The following is an 18,623-nucleotide window of genomic DNA, read 5'->3' on the forward strand; positions in this document are numbered from 1 at the left end:
ATGAAAGACTTACGTATTGTTTTTATGGGAACTCCAGATTTTGCTGTTACTATTTTAAAACACTTAGTAGAAAATAATTATAACGTTGTAGGTGTAATTACTGCCTCTGACAAACCAGCCGGAAGAGGAAGAAAGCTAAACGAATCTGCAGTAAAAAAATATGCAACTTCTGTAAACCTACCAATTTTACAACCTACTAATTTAAAAAACGAAGACTTTAATAAGCAATTAAAAGCATTAAATGCAGATTTACAAATTGTAGTTGCTTTTAGAATGTTACCAAAAATAGTTTGGCAAATGCCTAAATATGGTACTTTTAATTTACACGCATCATTATTACCAGAATACAGAGGTGCAGCACCAATACATTGGGCTATAATTAATGGAGAAACCAAAACAGGAGTTACTACATTTTTTATTGATGATAAAATTGATACTGGAGAAATTATTTTACAAGAAGAAATTGATATTTCTGATACCGAAACAGTAGGTACTTTGCACGATAAACTAATGTTTTTAGGAGCAGGTTTAGTTGCTAAAACTGTAGATTTAATAGCTACAGAAAATGTTACAACAACCAAACAACCAGATTTAGAAGAAAAATCGGCATCTAAACTAAATTCTGATAATTGTAAAATAGATTGGACCGACTCTTTAGACAATATATATAATAAAATTAGAGGTTTGAATCCTTTTCCTGCTGCTTGGACTATCATTAAAAATGATGATGAAGAAATTTCTACTAAAATTTATGCAGTAAGAAAAGAAAAAGAAACGCATAACCTTAATATAGGAAAAATTGTAGCCACTAAAAAAGAATTAAAAGTAGCAGTTAACAACGGTTTTATTATTATTGATGAAATAAAACTTTCTGGCAAGAAAAAAATGGATGCTAAAAGTTTATTAAATGGTTTTAGCTTTTCTACTGAAGCAAAAATGCTATAAACCCTTTATCCATAAGGTTTTTTCAATATTTTTTCTTTTTAGAACCATCTTTATTAACAATTTGCCTTCTTTTATTAACAAAAGTGTTTTTTTTTAAGCTTCTAATTTGCCTAAACCCTTAATCCACCTATATTTGTTGAGCTAATGAGCAAAAAAAAATTATAATTAATATTAAAAATAACTTATTATGAACAAGTCAGATTTAATTGATGCAATGGCTGCTGATGCAGGAATTTCTAAAGTAGCAGCTAAAGCGGCATTAGAATCTTTTACAGATAACGTAACTTCTGCTTTAAAAAGCGGTGGTAAAGTAGCTTTAGTTGGTTTTGGAACATTTTCTGTTTCTAGCAGAGCTGCAAGAACAGGTAGAAACCCACAAACTGGTAAAACTATCGAGATTGCTGCTAAAAATGTAGCTAAATTTAAAGCAGGAGCTGGTTTAACAGATGCTGTTAACTAAGATTCTTCTTTTTTAAATAATAAAATAATAACTCTCTTTTTTAAAGAGAGTTTTTTTTTATCATTTTTTTTATTTAAATTTAGAGAAAATAATAATTTAAAATTCATTTTTTTGAAATTAAATAAAGGTAAATTATTAATTGCAGAGCCAACAATCTTAAATGATAACTCTTTTAATAGAGCCATTATTTTACTTACAGAACATTCTAATAATAATTCTGTTGGTTTTATTTTAAACAGACCTTTAAACTACACGGTTAACGATCTTTTACCAGAATTAAATTGCAACCTACCTATTTACCAAGGAGGTCCTGTAGAACAAGATAACTTATATTTTATACACAGCATACCAGAACTAATACCAGATAGTATTGAAGTTGAAAATGGTATTTTTTGGGGAGGAAATTTTGAATCTTTAAGAAATTTAATCAAAGAAGACAGACTTTCTAGTTCTGATATTCGATTTTTCTTAGGCTATTCTGGCTGGAGTGAAAACCAATTAGAAGATGAAATGAATGATAACTCTTGGTTTCTTTCTGAAAATGACTTTGAAAATATTTTTTCTGCAGACAATGAAACTCTTTGGAAAAATAAATTATTACAAAAAGGAGGGCATTACAAATTGTGGGCAAATGCCCCTAGCGATTTTAATTTAAATTAAATCCCTGCTATTTGTAGTACCTTTAAGTTATTAGCTAGCTTTAAACCTAAGTCTGTAGTAAATGATTTCTTTTTATAACTTGTAACAGGTTGTATACCTACAATTGCATTTGTAATAAATACCTCATCTGCTTTTTGAATCTCAAAAGGAGATATAGATGTTTCTTCTAAAGTAAAATCTTTATTTTTTGTAATAATTTCTATTACTTTTTTACGTGTAATACCTTTTATACAACCTTCTGTTAATGCAGGTGTTTTAATAACATTACCTTTTACAATAAAAATATTACCATTGGTAACCTCTACAACACGTTTTCTTTCGTTTAATAAGATACAATTATCCAAATCGTTTTCACTAGCATAAATACTTGCTAATGTATTAAGCATCTTATTATTTGTTTTTATTGTAGATAAAAGTCCAGAATAGTTATAAAAATCTTTAAAAACATCTAAAGAATATGTTTTACTTATTTGTGGTACATATTCTTTTGCTTCTATGGTAAAATCTATTTTATTAGAAGTTGGGTTATATAAACCTCCATCTTTTCTAAAAACATTTAATCTTACTCTAAAAATGTTTCCTTTTTCTTTAAGTTTAATTGTTTTTAAAATTTCTTTCTCTAAAAACTCTAATGTAAACTCTAATGGAATTTTCATTCTTAACATTCTCATAGAAGCCATTAACCTAAAATAATGATCTTCTAAAAAAACAACTTTATTATTTAAAACTTTAATTGTCTCAAAAATAGCATCACCATACTTAAAAGCTCTATTTTCAATCGATAGTTTTACATTTTCCGAATAAAGTAATTCTCCATTAAAGTTAATCATAACTGCTAATTTTAAGGCAGCAAAATTAATGCATTTTATAAAGATTTAAGCCAAAAAACTTAAAAATTATAAGAACTATTATTCGCTTTAATACTAATTTAAGCTCCTATAGTGTGCTTTAATTCTTCTATCTGACTCTCCCATAAATTTTTAGCTTCTTCTACATCATCTTCATCATCTGCAAAATCGGTAACAATTAAAGACACATCTTTGGTAAGTGCATCAACTTGAATTTTCATTTCAAAAAAACTATCATCATCTTCACTATCAACCCATTTAAATCGAACTCTATCATCTGCTTTTTTAAGAACTAGTTCTGCAATTTCTTCTTCTCCTTCCCAAACAAAGCTAAACATTTTACCTCTAGAGTTTACTTTATCTGCAAACCATTCTTGTAAATTAGAAGGAGATGATATATATTGATAAATCATGTTTGGGGATGCTTTTATAGCAATTTCAATTTCAAATTTAATTTTTTCCATTATAGTTTTCTTATGATGACAAGATAGTTATTAATTCTATTTAAAAAAAATTTAAAACACTTCTTGCTAGTTTATAAAATTCTATTATATTTGCAACCTCAAAAATAATGGCGAGGTAGCTCAGTTGGTTAGAGCGCAGGATTCATAACCCTGAGGTCACGGGTTCAAATCCCGTCTTCGCTACAGAAACATTAAAAAAAGTCAAGATTTAAATCTTGACTTTTTTTGTTTTTCAAGTTTATTGGTGTTAAATCCAGTTTTAAAAAACACTAATCTGTTTTTTTAAGACCTAAAAAGTATTTACACTAGTTCTTTGTAAAACAAAACACAAAAACAGCTCTATCGCTTTGTAAAGTGTAAAAGAATATAAATTAACTTACATCAATACAAAACTCTTTAAGAGCTATAACATTTTATTTTTTTATAACATAACAGCAAATTATTTTTACAATTTAGAATCAAATTGCTTTAAAAATAGATTCAAGTATTACTTTTTAGAAATTATAAATAAAAAAACCGAGCAAATGCTCGGTTTTTTTATTTATTTAAGAACTAATTTTTAATTATTACACCATAGATGCTGCTATCCTTTTATAAGTTCCGTTTTCTAACTTTTCTCTAATTGCAGAAAAAGCTGCAATAGTTTCATTTATATCATCTTGGTTATGTGTTGCTGTAGGTATTAATCTTAAAATAATTAATCCCTTAGGTATTACAGGATATACAACAATAGAACAAAAGATTCCGTGGTTTTCACGCAAATCGTTTACCATAGCCATAGATTCTGGTATATCACCTTTTAAAAACACAGGTGTGATACATGTTTGTGTTGTACCTAAATCAAAACCAGCATTTCGTAAACCAGACTGTAAAGCATTTGTGTTTTCCCACAATTTATCTTTTAATTCTGGCATTGTACGCAACATATCTAAACGTTTTAATGCTCCTTTTACCATTGCCATTGGTAATGATTTTGCAAACATTTGAGAACGCATATTGTATTGTAAAAACTGAATTACATCTTTACTACCTGCAAAGAAAGCACCGATACCTGCCATCGATTTTGCAAAAGTTGCAAAATAAACATCTATTTCATCTTGCACACCTTGCTCTACACCAGTTCCTTTACCTTCTTTACCTAATGTACCAAAACCGTGTGCATCGTCTACTAAAAGTCTAAAATTGTATTGTTTTTTTAAAGCAACAATTTCTTTTAAACGCCCTTGTTCTCCTCGCATACCAAAAACACCTTCAGAAATTACTAAAATTCCTCCTCCTGTTTTTTCTGCCATTTTTTGAGCACGGATAATGTTTTTTTCAAAACTTTCCATGTCGTTGTGTTTGTAAACAAAACGTTTACCTGCATGCAAACGAACACCATCTATAATACATGCATGCGTATCCATGTCGTAAACAATAATATCATTTTTAGTTACCAATGCATCTATGGCAGAAACCATACCTTGATAACCAAAATTAACTAAATAAGCAGCTTCTTTTTCTACAAAAGCAGCACACTCTTGCTCTAATTGTTCGTGATATTTAGTGTGCCCAGACATCATTCTAGCACCCATTGGGTAAGCCATACCGTGTTCTGCTGCAGCTTCTCCATCTACTTTTAAAACTTCTGGATGATTAGCTAAACCTAAATAATCATTTATACTCCAAGTAACTACTTTCTTACCATTAAAAGACATTCTGTTAGATATTGGTCCTTCTAGCTTAGGAAAAACATAATAACCTTCTGCTTGTTTTGCCCACTTACCTAGAGGTCCTTTATCTTCCTCAATTCTTTCAAATAAATCTTTCGTCATGTTCTCTTTATTAATTTTTTACGAAATGCAAATTAACCGCTTTTTTTACAGTTTATCAAATTGTTAAGTATCAATTGTACTTATAGAAAATCATTTTGTTTCATCCAATCATCACTATAGATCTTATTCATATAACGAGACCCATGATCTGGAAAAATTAAAACTACAAAACTATCTTCATTAAACATCTCTTTTTCAGCATATTGTTTTGTCGCCTGCATTACAGCACCACTAGTGTACCCTGGAAATATACCTTCTTTTTTTACAATAGATCTTGCTTCTAAAGCAGCTTCTTTATCAGTAACTTTTTCATAGATATCAATTACATCAAAATCTGTAGCAGTAGGAATCAAATTTTTTCCTAAACCTTCTATTTTATAAGGTTTTACTTCACTTAAATCTAATTTTCTAGTTTCGTGATACTTTTTTAGTACAGAACCTGTTGCGTCTACTCCTAAAATTTTAATATCCGGATTTTGTTCTTTTAAATATTGCCCGGTTCCAGAAATGGTTCCTCCAGTACCACTTGCAACCACTAAATGGGTAATTCTACCCTGTGTTTGTTTCCAAATTTCTGGACCTGTAGTTCTGTAGTGTGCTTCTGTATTTAACTCGTTAAAATATTGATTTATGTAAACTGAATTTTTTGTTTTCTTATGAATAGATTTTGCTACTTCATAATAAGATCTTGGGTCTTCTGGCGGAACATTAGCAGGACAAACATGTACCTCTGCCCCCATTGTTTTTAATAAATCTATTTTATCTTTAGATGATTTATCACTTACTGCTAAAATACATTTATAACCTTTTACAATACTTATCATTGCTAAACTAAAACCTGTGTTACCAGAGGTAGTTTCTACAATGGTTGCTCCTTTTTTTAGAATTCCTTTTTTTTCTGCATCTTGTACTATATGCAAAGCAATTCTATCTTTGGCTGAATGACCCGGATTAAATGCCTCGAATTTTGCAAAATAGCTACCAGGCAGATTTTTTGTTATCTTATGAAGTTTAATTAGAGGTGTTTCTCCTACTAATTCTAAAATTGAGTTTGTAATTCCGTTATTTCTAGTCATTCTTAGATTATTATCAAAGTAAATATCTTTACAAGGCAAAGAGAGAATACATACCTAATACTAGTAATTTATAATAGATAATTTCATTATCCTTGTAATGATAATTATTTTTTTTCTTTGATTACGGAGGCAAAAGTACATTTAATCCTTAAATACTGAAACTCTTTTTAAGACTTAATTTTTACAACCTCTAATTTATCTTCTAAAGCCAAAAAGAAGGTGTACATTTTAGCGGTTTCTTTTAAAGCATCAAAACGTCCAGACGCTCCTCCATGTCCAGCTTCCATATTAGTATCTAAAAACAATAAATTATTATCCGTTTTTAGTTCCCTTAATTTAGCTACCCATTTAGCTGGCTCCCAATATTGTACTTGCGAATCATGAAAACCTGTAGTAACCATAATATTAGGGTATACTTTTGCTTCTACCTGATCATAAGGTGAATATGATTTTATATAATCATAATATTCTTTATCGTTAGGATTTCCCCACTCATCATACTCTCCTGTTGTTAGTGGTATACTTTCATCTAACATTGTAGAAATTACATCAACAAAAGGTACAGAAGCTATTATTCCGTTATACAATTCCGGATTCATATTAACAACGGCTCCCATTAATAAACCACCTGCAGAACCGCCCATTGCATATAAATGTTTTGGTGACGTATAATTGTTGTCTATTAAATATTTAGAACAATCTACAAAATCGTTAAAAGTGTTTTTCTTGTTTAACATTTTACCATCTTCATACCATTCTCTACCTAAATACTCGCTACCTCTAATGTGAGCTAAAGCATACACAAAACCTCTATCTAATAGACTTAATCGTGTTGTAGAAAAACTGTCTGGTATTGTATAACCATAAGATCCGTATGCGTATTGTAGCAATGGTGTATCTTTATTTAATTCGGTATTTTTATGATAAACTAATGATATGGCTACTTTTTTACCATCTCTTGCCGTAGCCCAAACACGTTTACTAATGTAGTTTTCTTTATCAAATTTCCCTCCTAAGACTTCTTGTTCTTTTTTTATCTCTTTTGATTTATCATTCATGTTAAAATCTATTACAGAACTTGGTGTTGTAAAAGAATTGTATGAATAACGAATGATATCTGTATCAAAATCTGGATTTGCGTAAACACCTACAGAATAGGTTTCTTCTGTAAATGGTAAATAATAATCTTCTGTAGCATCCCAACGTTTTATTCTTACCTTACTTAAACCGTTGCTACGCTCTTCTAAAACCAAATAGTCTTTAAAAATTGAAAAATCTTCTAATAATGTTTCTTCTCTATGCGGAATTACATCTACCCAATTTTCTTTACCTACCTTATTTATAGGAGTTTTCATTAATTTAAAATTGGTAGCATTATCTTTATTTGTTAATAGATAAAAATGATCTCCAAAATGAGAAACACTGTATTCTAAATCTCTTTCTCTTGGTTGTAAAATTGTAAATTCTCCAGTAGGATCATTAGCATCTAAATATCTTGCCTCAGTAGAAACTGTACTGTAAGAACCTATAATAATGTATTTTTCTGATTTTGATTTTGTTACATAAGTACCAAAAGTATCATCTTTTTCATGAAAAACTTCTACGTCTTCAGATGTTGGAGTTCCTAAAACATGTCTAAAAATCTTTTCGCTTCTTAGTGTTACAGGATCTTTTTTAGTGTAAAAAATTGTTTTATTATCGTTTGCCCAAACAGAACCACCAGTTGTATTTTCTATAATATCTTTATAAATTTCGCCTGTTTCTAAATTTTTAATACGTAAAAAATATTGCCTTCTACTAACAGTATCTGTAGCAAAAACCATCAATTTATTGTCATTAGAAACATTTAAACCTCCTAATTGATAATAATCGAAATCTTTTGCCATTTCGTTTACATTAAAAAGAATTTCTTCTTCGGCTTCTAAATTTTCTTTTTTTCTACTATAAATAGGATATTGCTTACCAACCTCGTAACGAGTAATGTAAAAATAACCATTGTCTTTATATGGCACAGAAGAATCATCTTCTTTAATTCTACCTTTCATTTCTTCGAATAATTCTTCTTGAAAAGGCTTTGTATATTTAGTAACCTCTTTATAATAAGCGTTTTCTTCTTCTAAATAGCTAATTACTTTCTGGGTTTGTGCATCTTTATGATCTGCATTTTTCTGTTCATCAGATAAACGCATCCAAAAATAATTATCAATTCTTACATCTCCGTGTTTTTCTAATTTTGTAGGCTCTATAGTTGCTACAGGAGTTTTTGCATCAGTACTTTTCATGGTCTCATTTTTACAAGCGGTTGCAAATGTAAGACTTAATACAATGACAGGAATAACAATTTTTCTCATTTTTAAGGTCTTTTTAGTTACTTATAAAAGTACTAAATTTGTACTAAATAAATAAAAACTATAAATATGTTTGGAGACTTATCTGGAATGATGGACAAATTAAAAGATGCGCAACAACAAGTTGAAAAAACAAAAACAAGATTAAATTCGGTTTTAGTTGATGAAGTTGCTGCTGATGGAAAAATAAAAATTACTTTAACTGCCAATAGAGAAATAAAATCTATAAATATTGATAATTCTCTTCTTAATGATGCAGAAGAATTAGAAGATTATTTAATTATTGCACTAAACAAAGCAATAGAAAAAGCGACCAAAATTAACGAAGTAGAATTAGCGCAAGCTGCCAAAAGCGGAATGCCAAATATACCTGGAATGGGTATTTAAAATTAAAATATTTTGAGCCTAGAAGATTACATGTTGCCTTGCTTAAACAAACAACTTTTTGGTATAGATTGTTTGGGCTGCGGAATACAAAGGGCTTTTATAAATGTTATTAAAGGTAATTTTATAGCTGCTTTTAATTTGTATCCTGCAATTTATACATTATTAATAATGGCAATATTTTTATTACTAAACTTTAAATATCAATTTAAAAACAGTAAAAAAATAATTATTACATTCGCAACTATTAACGTTTTAATTATAGTGGTAAGCTATTTTATTAAAATGAAATTTATCTTTAATCTCTAACTAAAAAATTATAATGGAAAGACAAAGTTTACCCAATGCAACTGTATCTCTAGTTTTAGGAATTTTTTCTATACTAACATGTATCTGCTACGGTATTTTAGGTTTACCTTTAGGTATTACAGCACTTATTTTAGGTAATAAAGCAATAAAACTAAACAATGCTAACCCAGAAGATTATAAAGGTGTTGGTAATGCAACTGCTGGTAAAATATTAGGGATTATTGGTATTGTTTTAAACTTAACGTTTTTATTATTTATTGTTTGGATAATTTCTAAAATAGGATGGGATAATTTACAAAACCCAGAAGAAGCACAACAACGTATGCAAGAATTATTTGGTCAATAATTAAAAAATTATCTTAAAAATATAAAATGCAATTCTAATAGAATTGCATTTTTTTTGTTGTATCAATTTTAGAATTAACGTTACATAAACATAGTTTCTATTTTCTAATTAATAACTTTGTAATTCTTATTTTCATATTAATAATATATATTTTTAACAATGAATACAGCTACAAAGAAGAAATCTACAACAAAAAAAATCTTAAAATGGGTAATTTCTATTTTTTTGATTCTTATAATAGCATTAGTTTCAATTCCTTATCTTTTTAAAGATAAAATAGTAAAAATGGTAAGCGAAACTATTAACAACAATGTAAACGCAACCGTAACTTTTAAAGAAACAGATCTTAGTCTTTTTAAAAACTTTCCTTTATTAAGTTTAACTGTTAACAATTTATCTGTAGCCAATAAAGCTCCTTTTTTAGGCGACACTTTGGTTAACGTAAAAGAACTAGGCCTATCTATGAAAACTACAGAACTCTTAAAAGGTTCTAAAGAGGCAATTGCTATACAAAGTATTTCTACTAGCGAAGGAGATATTAATATTATTTTTGACAAAGAAGGAAATGGTAACTACGATATTGCAATTGCTTCTGAAACTACAACGGAAAATGACACTGCAGAAGCCTCTGCAATTTCTTTAAACATAGAAGATTACGAATTGTCTGACATCAATTTTAATTATATTGATAGAAGTACCAATACTAAATTAAGTTTAGACAGTATTTATCATTCAGGAAAAGGAAATTTTGCAGAAGATATTTTTAATTTAGACACTAAAACAACCGCTTTTTTATCTTTCGATTTAGAGGGCACAAATTACATAAACGCCACTAAAGTAACCTTAGACGCTATACTTGGTATCGATTTAAAAAACAGTAAATATACTTTTAAAGAAAATACGGCACACATTAATCAATTACCTTTAAAATTTGATGGTTTTATTCAATTAACAGATGAAAATCAACTTTACGACATCAATTTTAAAACACCAACATCTTCTTTTAAAAATGCTTTGGCATTATTACCAGAACAATATGCGGGTAATTTAGAATCTATTTCAACAGAAGGTAATTTTGAAGTAAACGGAATTGTTAAAGGAACATTAAGTGATGATACAATACCTACTTTTGATATTAATATCGTTTCTAAAAATGCCTTATTTAAATATGCAGAATTACCTAAATCTGTAAAAAACATAAATATTGATACTAAAATAATTAACAAAACCGGACTTGTAAAAGACACTTATGTTGCTGTTGATCAATTTAATTTTAAAATTGATGAAGATACTTTTAGTGCAAACGGAAATTTTAAAAACATCACTACCAACCCTTTAATTAACTTAACAGCTAAAGGAGTTATTAATTTAGCAAATATTAGTAAAGTTTATCCTGCTTTAGAACAAGAATTGGCAGGAATTTTAAATGCAAATATTACCACAAATTTTGATATGAATTCTGTTGAAAAAGGAACTTATCAAAATATAAAAAACAAAGGAAACATAACCTTAACCGATTTTAAATACGATGACAAAGATGTTGCAAATCCTTTTTACATCAACAAAACAAACATTGTATTTAATACAAATAGTATAAAATTAAATGAATTTAGTGCAAAAACAGGTACTTCAGATTTATCTATAACGGGTAACTTAGACAATTTTTACGGTTTTATTTTTAAAGATGATGTGCTTAAAGGAAATTTTCTTTTAAACTCTAATAATTTAAAAGTATCCGATTTTATTACCAATAGCAATACACCTACAACAACAGAAAAAACGGAACCAACAGAAACCTCAACTTTAAAAATACCTGCTTTTTTAGATGTAAAATTTACTGCTAAAGCCAGTAAAGTTGTTTATGATAATTTAAACTTAACTAATGTTTCTGGAGATCTTTACATACATGATGAAACTGTAGATTTACAAAATTTAAAGTCTGATATTTTTGGTGGTGATATTGCTTTTAGTGGTAATGTTTCTACAAAAGGATCTACATCTAACTTTAAAATGGATTTAAATTTAAACAAATTAAATATTGCAAACTCTTTTAGCAGTATAGATATGTTAAAATCTATTGCTCCTATTGCCAAAACAATAGAAGGAAAAATTAACTCTACCATTACGGTATCTGGTAATTTAAATGATGATATGACCCCTAATTTACAAACCATTTCTGGTAATTTATTAGGGCAGTTATTAAGTACAAAATTAAATGCTAGCAACTCTAAAATGTTAACTACTTTAAGCGAAAATGTAAGCTTTATAAATCTTGAAAACTTAAATCTGAATGACTTAAAAGGTAGTTTTTCTTTTAAAGATGGTAAAGTTGCTGTAAAACCAATTATTATAACATATAAAGATGTTAAAATGGAAATTGCTGGTACACATGGTTTTGATCAAACGATGAATTATGATATTGTTTTTGATGTTCCTGTAAAATATTTAGGTACAGATGTTACTAATTTAATAGCTAAATTAACTCCAGAAGATGCAGCTTCTATAAAAACCATTCCAGTAAACGGAACTTTAAAAGGTAGTTTTACAAATCCTAACTTTAGCTCCAATATAAAAACAGCTACAACCAAATTAATTGCAGATTTGGTAGAAAAACAAAAACAAAGCCTTATAAATAAAGGAAAAGATGCGCTTACTAATTTGTTAGATAAAAACAGTAATAAAACAGATTCTACATCTACAAAAGAAAGTGCAACCGATAAAGTAAAAAGTACATTAAATAATTTATTTAAAAAGAAAAACAATTAATTTAGTTCTTTAAACTAAAAAAGGGATGCTTAAAAGCATCCCTTTTTTTATACATTTATTTTAATAACTTAAATAGCCCCTAACACAGAAACAACAATCAGTAAAATATAGAGAGATATTGTTATTATAGTAAACACACCAATAAATTTATAATGAGATTTTAGCATTTGAAAAGCTTTTGCTAATATTTCATCATCTTTAGATAATAATGCTTTTTTCATTTTATTAGAAAATTGCAACAAATAATACACAGGAAAAAAATAGATAAACGCCAACACTAAATAAACAGCTGTCATAATTAAACCTAAATTTGCCGGAACTCCTTCTTGCATTTTTGATGCTAAATCGAAAATTGTGGTAGAAAAAATAGCAAAAACCACCATTAAACCAATAAATATAAATCCTAAAACAGCCAAAAACTTTGCCCATTTAGCAGTTTCTTTTAAAAAACTTTTTGATGCACTTGTTAACGTTAATTGTTCTAATTGAGTAATAGGATTGTTTATCATGATTTAGTTGCTTGTTTTAGTTCATTCAAAAATAAAAAAAAATCTATTCTTAAAACTCTTGAATGGTTTTTTTAATAATAGCAACACACTCTAATAATTGTTCTTTGTTCATAACCAAAGGTGGTGCAAAACGAATAATATTACCATGAGTAGGTTTTGCTAACAAACCGTTATCTCTTAATTTTAGACAAATATCCCAAGCGGTAGAACTGTCTTCTGTATCGTTAATTAAAATAGCATTTAACAAACCTTTACCTCTTACTGATTTTACTAAATCATTATCTTTAGCAAAAGCAGATAATTCATCTCTAAAAATCTGACCTAATTTTTCTGCATTAGCAGCTAAATTTTCTTCTGTTATTACTTCTAAGGCGGCAATTGCTACAGCAGCAGCAACAGGGTTACCTCCAAAAGTAGAACCATGATTTCCTGGTTTAATAACATTCATAATATTATTATTAGCTAATACAGCAGAAACAGGATATGCACCTCCGCTTAAAGCTTTTCCTAAAATTAAAATATCTGGTTGCACGTTTTCATGATCTACAGCCAACATTTTACCTGTTCTTGCAATACCTGTTTGCACTTCATCTGCAATAAAAAGCACATTATAATCTGCACACATTTTTTTTGCTGCAGCCAAATAACCATCCGAAGGTACATAAACACCTGCCTCACCTTGTATTGGTTCTACTAAAAATGCAGCTATATTATTACTACTTTCTAAAGCTTCTTGTAATTCTTGTAAATTATCGTACTCAATTTTTAAAAACCCTTTTGTATAAGGTCCAAAATTCTTTCTAGCCACAGGATCATTAGAAAAAGATATTATTGTTGTTGTTCTACCATGAAAATTATTTTCACAAACAATAATTTCTGCTTTATTTTCATCAATTCCTTTTACTTCATACGCCCATTTTCTTGCTAATTTTAAAGCAGTTTCTACAGCTTCTGCTCCAGTATTCATTGGCAAAAGTTTATCAAAACCAAAAAGTTCTGTTGCAAATTTTTCATATTTACCTAACATATCGTTGTAAAACGCACGCGATGTTAGTGTTAATGTTTTTGCTTGATTTACCATTGCATCTACAACTTTTGGATGACAATGCCCTTGATTTACAGCTGAGTAAGCAGATAAAAAATCGTAATACTTTTTACCTTCTACATCCCAAACATGTACACCTTCTCCTCTACTTAACACTACAGGAAGTGGGTGATAATTGTGTGCTCCGTAATTGTTTTCTAATTCAATAGCTTCTTTTGAAGTCAATTTGTTTAAAACAGTCATTTTAAATAAGTTTTATAGCTTTTAATAAACACTAAAAGCTGCTTTAAAAACATTTTTATGTTTTTAAAAATTAATAATTAAACCCGCTTAACGAGTAAATAACCATTCCTGTTCTACCTTTATCCTTTCAGCAAAAAAACTGAAAATTCAGCGTGGGAAAGAAATCATCCCCGAAGTTCTACAAAAATAATAAAAAGAATTTTACTATAATCCTATTAAAAAACAGTTTTTACTTATCTATAATTCTTTAGAAATGAAATAAAACCAATTTAATTATGCTTTTTTTTTAATAAAAGTTAATTTAGCTATTGTTTTTAATTTTTATGGATTCTATTTTAAAATTCTTTTTCATTCTTTTTAGTGCTACTTTTTTTGCCCAAAGCAAAGCAAATGTAGATTCTCTAATTGTTAAAGGAGTAAAAGCTATGAATAATAAGGAATTCTCCTTATCGCTAGAACTCTTAACAAAAGCGAACTCTATAGCAGAAGAAAATAGATTATACAAGCAACAATTTTTAGCAATAAATAACATAGGAGCTAACTATTATTCTATGTTAGATTACGGCGAGGCTTTAAACAACTATTTAAATGCTTACACAATTGCTCTAAAACATTTAGATGAGCATGAAGAAATGATTATTTTAAATAATATAGCCATTTTATATAGTAAAGAAGAAGAATTTAAAAAAGCAGAAGAATACTTTACAAAAGCATACAACCTTTCTAAAGAAAATAATGAAACGATAAAAACAGGATTATATGCTATTAATTTAGGCATTGTAACTAATCAGCAAAATAAACTAGACGTTGCATTAGATTATTTAAACAAAGCCGAAGAAATTTTTAAAGAAAAACCTTCTTTATTGATTTTAGTAAAAACGGCTTTAGCCGATAACTTTTACCGAAGAAAAAAATACTTAAAAGCAAAAGAAATACTTAACAAAACTTTACCTAACTTAAATGACATTCAATTTTCTGAAGAAAAAATATCTTCTTTAATTTTAATGTCTACTATTTTTAAAGAAACAGGTAAAACCTCACAAGCTATAAAATATGCTACAACCGCTTTAGAGAGTTCTTTAAACATTGAAAACAAAATCTCTTCATACAATCAACTAGCAGAAATTTATAAAGAAAGTAAACTAATAAATAAAGCAATAGAGGCAAAAGACTCTGTAATAGCTTTAAACAATTATTTAAACAAAATTAAAAACGGCAGATTATTTGAAACCAACAAAGTAAAGTTTGAAATAGAGAATTATAAGCAGCAATTAAAACAAAATCAAAAAAAACACGAGGAAGAACGCATTATATTCTATGGTTTATTAGCTCTTTTAGCTATTATTATTTGTTTAGTTACTTGGGCACTTAGAAATAGTTTTATTAAAAATAAGCAACGAAAAATCTTACATCTTAAAGATAAAGAAATAATAGAATTAGAATTACAGAAAAAAAACAGCAATAATTTAATCTTAGAAAAACAATTAAGAACAAAAGAAGCACTTGCGCTTTTAGAACAAGAAAGACTAAAAAATGAAATAGAAAAAAGAAATCAAAAATTAGCTACAAAAGCTTTACAAACTTCTGCAAGAAACGAAATATTAAAAGAAATTATAAACTCTTTATACAGCCAAACAGAAGTTACAAACAACCAATTTCTTTCTAAAAAAATTGTTGAACTAAAAACACTTTTAAAAAGTGATAATGAATGGGAAAGTTTTTTTACTCATTTTGAACAAGTAAACCATAACTTTATTACCGAACTAAAAAAACGCCACCCAGAGCTTACCGCTAATGATATTAGGTACATTAGTTATCTTTATATGAATTTAACAAATAAAGAAATTTCGTCTTTATTTAACATTACACCTGAAGCTTCTCGCAAAAGAAAAGAACGCATTGCAAACAAAATTGGGCTAACAACAAACCAAAACCTATATGACTACATATCAAACATATAACATATAATGTCACACTTTTTACAATACCTGTCACAGTTATTACACTGTTAAACTAAGTGCTTTTACTTTTTATTTTTGAATATTTACTTTCACTTAAATTATTTTAATTATGAAAGTAAAAATTACTCTTTTTCTATTCTTTTTATGTTTAACTTTTTCTAAAACAACAGCTCAAATTTCTACTGTTGGTTCAGATGAATTTGGTAGAATTTTTAACATAACTTATGATACTAAAGTAGCCAACAAATTATACGCCGTTACTTTAGGTAATCATATAGTAGTATCTGAAGACAATGGTAAAACTTGGGATATTTTATATTCATTAATTTATTATGGAGCAGAAATAAAAGACATGAAACTTTCTTTTGATGGAAGCTCTCTAACTTTTTCTGCACATTTACCAAATACAGAAGTAAATGCAATTATGGTTTTCGACATTGCTTCTGCAAGCATTAGCAAAATAATCCCTTTACCAAATCAAAAAGAATTTGGTTATGTAACATCTTACAGTTTTTACAATTACAATATGGATGTCTTAATTGTAGACACTAATTTTCCGGTAGGTTTTGAAAAGGAAGGAAAAACTTTTTACACTGCAGATGGAGGTAGAAACTGGGACATGATTTATTATACAAACGATAACGATTTTGTTTTTATTAATAAAGTAGCAATAAGCCCAAACAATCCTAACAAAATATTTTTAACAAGAAATAACGGAAAAGAAGAAGTTGATGGAGGAATTTTAATTTCTGAAGATGCTGGTAAAAACTTTGAAGAAAGATTAAGAGGAATTGTTATAGACCCAATTGCTTTTGATCCTTCTGATGATCAAACTATTTTTGTAGGAACCGGTATTAGCTTTGGTAATAATGAAGAAAACCTTTATAAATCTACAGACGGAGGAGATACCTTTAATGTTATAAGTCTTAAATGGTCTGAAGCTACTTTAAACAATATTACAGTTATAAAATTTAACCCAAACAACAGTTCTCAACTTATTGTTTTAGAAGAAAATGAAATTGCTATTTCAGAAAACGGCGGAGATTCTTTTGAAAACTATGAATATGCAAATGATAATGTAGATAGTTATTATTATGGATTAAATGCCACATATAACCCTTTTAACAATCAAGAGCTTATTATAAGCGCAAATTATATTCCTCTATTTTCAAGTGACGCTGGTAAAACATTTCGCAAAATAAATTCCCCTTATTTTGTAAGTACTGGATTTACCAGTGTTTTTAATAACAACACTTCTGCAAGTCTATATTATGGTGTTCAAGGCGGATATGTTTATAAAGACTTAAACGCTAACACAGAAAAATATTTTGATATTTTACCTTTAAACAATTTTTCTAATGGATCTGGAAATCAATATAAACTAGATAAATATACAGCAAATAGAATTTTTAGCTTTAGTTCTTCTTTTTTCGGTTCTAACCTTAATGTTAGTGACGATAATGGAGCTACAAAAAAACAACTGATTAGCTTATTTAAAAATAATTTTACTGCTTTAGCAACTTTCCCAAATAATAAAAACAAAATTATTGCTGCTTTTACTGGTTATGAAGGTCAGGAAACAATTTTAAAATTAATAGATTTTAGTGACACTAATAACATTATACAAACAGATATTAATCTGCCAACTATAAATTTTATTAATGGCATTTTAATTTCTGATACCAACAAAATAATTGTAACTATTGGTACAGAAGTTTACAGCACAGTAGATGAAGGTACAACTTGGGAAAACAACAGCAAGGGCTTAGAAGCTTTAAGAGAAACAGATCTTATTTTAAGTTTAGAACAAAATCCATTAGATAAGAATATGTTAGCCTTATCTACCTCTAAAGGAATTTTTATTTCTGAAGATAACGGCTTAAATTGGAGTCAAAAAACCGAAACTCTTGCTAATAGTGTAGCTTTTTCAACGGAAGAAGAAGGTGTAATTATAGCTTCTACTTACAGTTACATTAATCAAGATTACACCTTAAGCTTTTCTGTTGATAATGGAGAAAGTTGGGAGACTATTAATAACGAACAATTATTAGGTATTAAATCTTATTCTAATGCTTTTCTTTTTGATAAAAACAACATAACAGTTTACATCAGTTCTACAGACATAGGGCTTTTAGAGTATTCTATAGATTTAAGTCTATTAAGCACACCAGATGATATTGCAGAAAGTTTAGTTACTTTATACCCAAACCCAACAAAAAATAATGTAAACATTCATGTAGATAAAACTGACATTATTAATGTATCTGTATTTTCATCAACAGGTAAAAAAGTTATGGAGTTTAACAATAAAAATAAATTAGACATTTCTAATTTAGCCACAGGTATTTATTCTTTAAGAATACAAACTGCAAATAATAATGTAATTTTTAAACGTATTATAAAACAATAAAACCTATTTATAAATTAAAAAACTTTCTTTTTCTT

The 18,623-nt window shown here is 28.2% G+C and carries 16 protein-coding genes and 1 tRNA gene; 10 read left to right on the top strand and 7 right to left on the bottom strand.

Annotated elements, in window-relative coordinates:
* The 3 genes from fmt (at position 1) to KI686_RS08505 (ending at position 2,065) form a co-directional block, all read left to right on the top strand.
* Positions 1–945 (top strand): methionyl-tRNA formyltransferase, encoded by a 945-nt coding sequence (fmt, locus tag KI686_RS08495; protein WP_237588851.1) that lies wholly within the window; start codon positions 1–3, stop codon positions 943–945.
* Between the two features lie 187 nt (positions 946–1,132).
* Complete coding sequence (locus KI686_RS08500) at positions 1,133–1,405, top strand: HU family DNA-binding protein (RefSeq protein ID WP_237588852.1); 273 nt, start codon at positions 1,133–1,135, stop codon at positions 1,403–1,405.
* Between the two features lie 111 nt (positions 1,406–1,516).
* Entirely contained in the window at positions 1,517–2,065 is a 549-nt protein-coding gene (locus KI686_RS08505; protein WP_237588853.1) for a YqgE/AlgH family protein, read from the top strand.
* On the opposite strand, the gene KI686_RS08510 is transcribed toward KI686_RS08505, so the two are convergent.
* Positions 2,062–2,895 (bottom strand): aminotransferase class IV, encoded by an 834-nt coding sequence (locus KI686_RS08510; protein ID WP_237588854.1) that lies wholly within the window; start codon positions 2,893–2,895, stop codon positions 2,062–2,064. The genes KI686_RS08505 and KI686_RS08510 overlap by 4 nt on opposite strands.
* Before the next feature lie 98 nt (positions 2,896–2,993).
* Positions 2,994–3,377 (bottom strand): START-like domain-containing protein, encoded by a 384-nt coding sequence (locus KI686_RS08515; protein ID WP_237588855.1) that lies wholly within the window; start codon positions 3,375–3,377, stop codon positions 2,994–2,996.
* 109 nt (positions 3,378–3,486) lie between these two features.
* On the opposite strand from KI686_RS08515, the gene KI686_RS08520 reads away from it, so the two are divergent.
* Positions 3,487–3,560: transfer RNA gene (locus KI686_RS08520), tRNA-Met, on the top strand.
* A 383-nt stretch (positions 3,561–3,943) separates the two neighbouring features.
* Here the strand turns inward: KI686_RS08520 and capB are convergent.
* From capB to KI686_RS08535, 3 genes are all read right to left on the bottom strand, one after another.
* Positions 3,944–5,191, bottom strand: coding sequence for a cysteate-C-fatty acyltransferase (capB, locus tag KI686_RS08525; protein ID WP_237588856.1), 1,248 nt, complete (start codon positions 5,189–5,191; stop codon positions 3,944–3,946).
* 80 nt (positions 5,192–5,271) lie between these two features.
* Positions 5,272–6,267: a cysteate synthase gene (gene capA / locus KI686_RS08530; RefSeq protein WP_237588857.1), complete on the bottom strand. Its 996-nt coding sequence runs from the start codon at positions 6,265–6,267 to the stop codon at positions 5,272–5,274.
* A 167-nt stretch (positions 6,268–6,434) separates the two neighbouring features.
* The gene (locus KI686_RS08535; RefSeq protein WP_237588978.1) at positions 6,435–8,549 is read right to left on the bottom strand and encodes a S9 family peptidase; all 2,115 of its coding nucleotides are present in this window, start codon (positions 8,547–8,549) and stop codon (positions 6,435–6,437) included.
* Between the two features lie 135 nt (positions 8,550–8,684).
* On the opposite strand from KI686_RS08535, the gene KI686_RS08540 reads away from it, so the two are divergent.
* The 4 genes from KI686_RS08540 to KI686_RS08555 all read left to right on the top strand — a co-directional run bounded on the left by KI686_RS08540 (position 8,685) and on the right by KI686_RS08555 (position 12,420).
* Entirely contained in the window at positions 8,685–9,002 is a 318-nt protein-coding gene (locus KI686_RS08540) for a YbaB/EbfC family nucleoid-associated protein (protein WP_237588858.1), read from the top strand.
* Positions 9,003–9,032: 30 nt separating this feature from the next.
* Positions 9,033–9,308 carry a DUF2752 domain-containing protein gene (locus tag KI686_RS08545; protein ID WP_237588979.1) on the top strand — a complete coding sequence of 92 codons (276 nt, stop codon included), beginning with the start codon at positions 9,033–9,035 and terminating at the stop codon, positions 9,306–9,308.
* 13 nt (positions 9,309–9,321) lie between these two features.
* Positions 9,322–9,654 (top strand): CCC motif membrane protein, encoded by a 333-nt coding sequence (locus tag KI686_RS08550; protein ID WP_237588859.1) that lies wholly within the window; start codon positions 9,322–9,324, stop codon positions 9,652–9,654.
* A gap of 159 nt (positions 9,655–9,813) precedes the next feature.
* Positions 9,814–12,420 (top strand): AsmA-like C-terminal region-containing protein, encoded by a 2,607-nt coding sequence (locus KI686_RS08555; protein WP_237588860.1) that lies wholly within the window; start codon positions 9,814–9,816, stop codon positions 12,418–12,420.
* A 68-nt stretch (positions 12,421–12,488) separates the two neighbouring features.
* Here the strand turns inward: KI686_RS08555 and KI686_RS08560 are convergent, their stop codons facing one another.
* On the bottom strand, positions 12,489–12,929 hold the full coding sequence (locus tag KI686_RS08560) for a hypothetical protein (RefSeq protein ID WP_237588861.1): 441 nt from the start codon (positions 12,927–12,929) through the stop codon (positions 12,489–12,491).
* A 49-nt stretch (positions 12,930–12,978) separates the two neighbouring features.
* Complete coding sequence (rocD, locus tag KI686_RS08565) at positions 12,979–14,217, bottom strand: ornithine--oxo-acid transaminase (RefSeq protein WP_237588862.1); 1,239 nt, start codon at positions 14,215–14,217, stop codon at positions 12,979–12,981.
* 323 nt (positions 14,218–14,540) lie between these two features.
* Here rocD and KI686_RS08570 point away from each other — a divergent pair, with 323 nt between their 5' ends.
* Both KI686_RS08570 and KI686_RS08575 read left to right on the top strand, forming a co-directional pair.
* Positions 14,541–16,178, top strand: coding sequence for a tetratricopeptide repeat protein (locus tag KI686_RS08570; RefSeq protein WP_237588863.1), 1,638 nt, complete (start codon positions 14,541–14,543; stop codon positions 16,176–16,178).
* A 109-nt stretch (positions 16,179–16,287) separates the two neighbouring features.
* Entirely contained in the window at positions 16,288–18,588 is a 2,301-nt protein-coding gene (locus tag KI686_RS08575) for a T9SS type A sorting domain-containing protein (protein WP_237588864.1), read from the top strand.
* Positions 18,589–18,623 lie beyond the last annotated feature (35 nt).

Origin of the sequence: Polaribacter sargassicola, assembly GCF_021991835.1 — a bacterium.
Taxonomy (GTDB): domain Bacteria; phylum Bacteroidota; class Bacteroidia; order Flavobacteriales; family Flavobacteriaceae; genus Polaribacter; species Polaribacter sargassicola.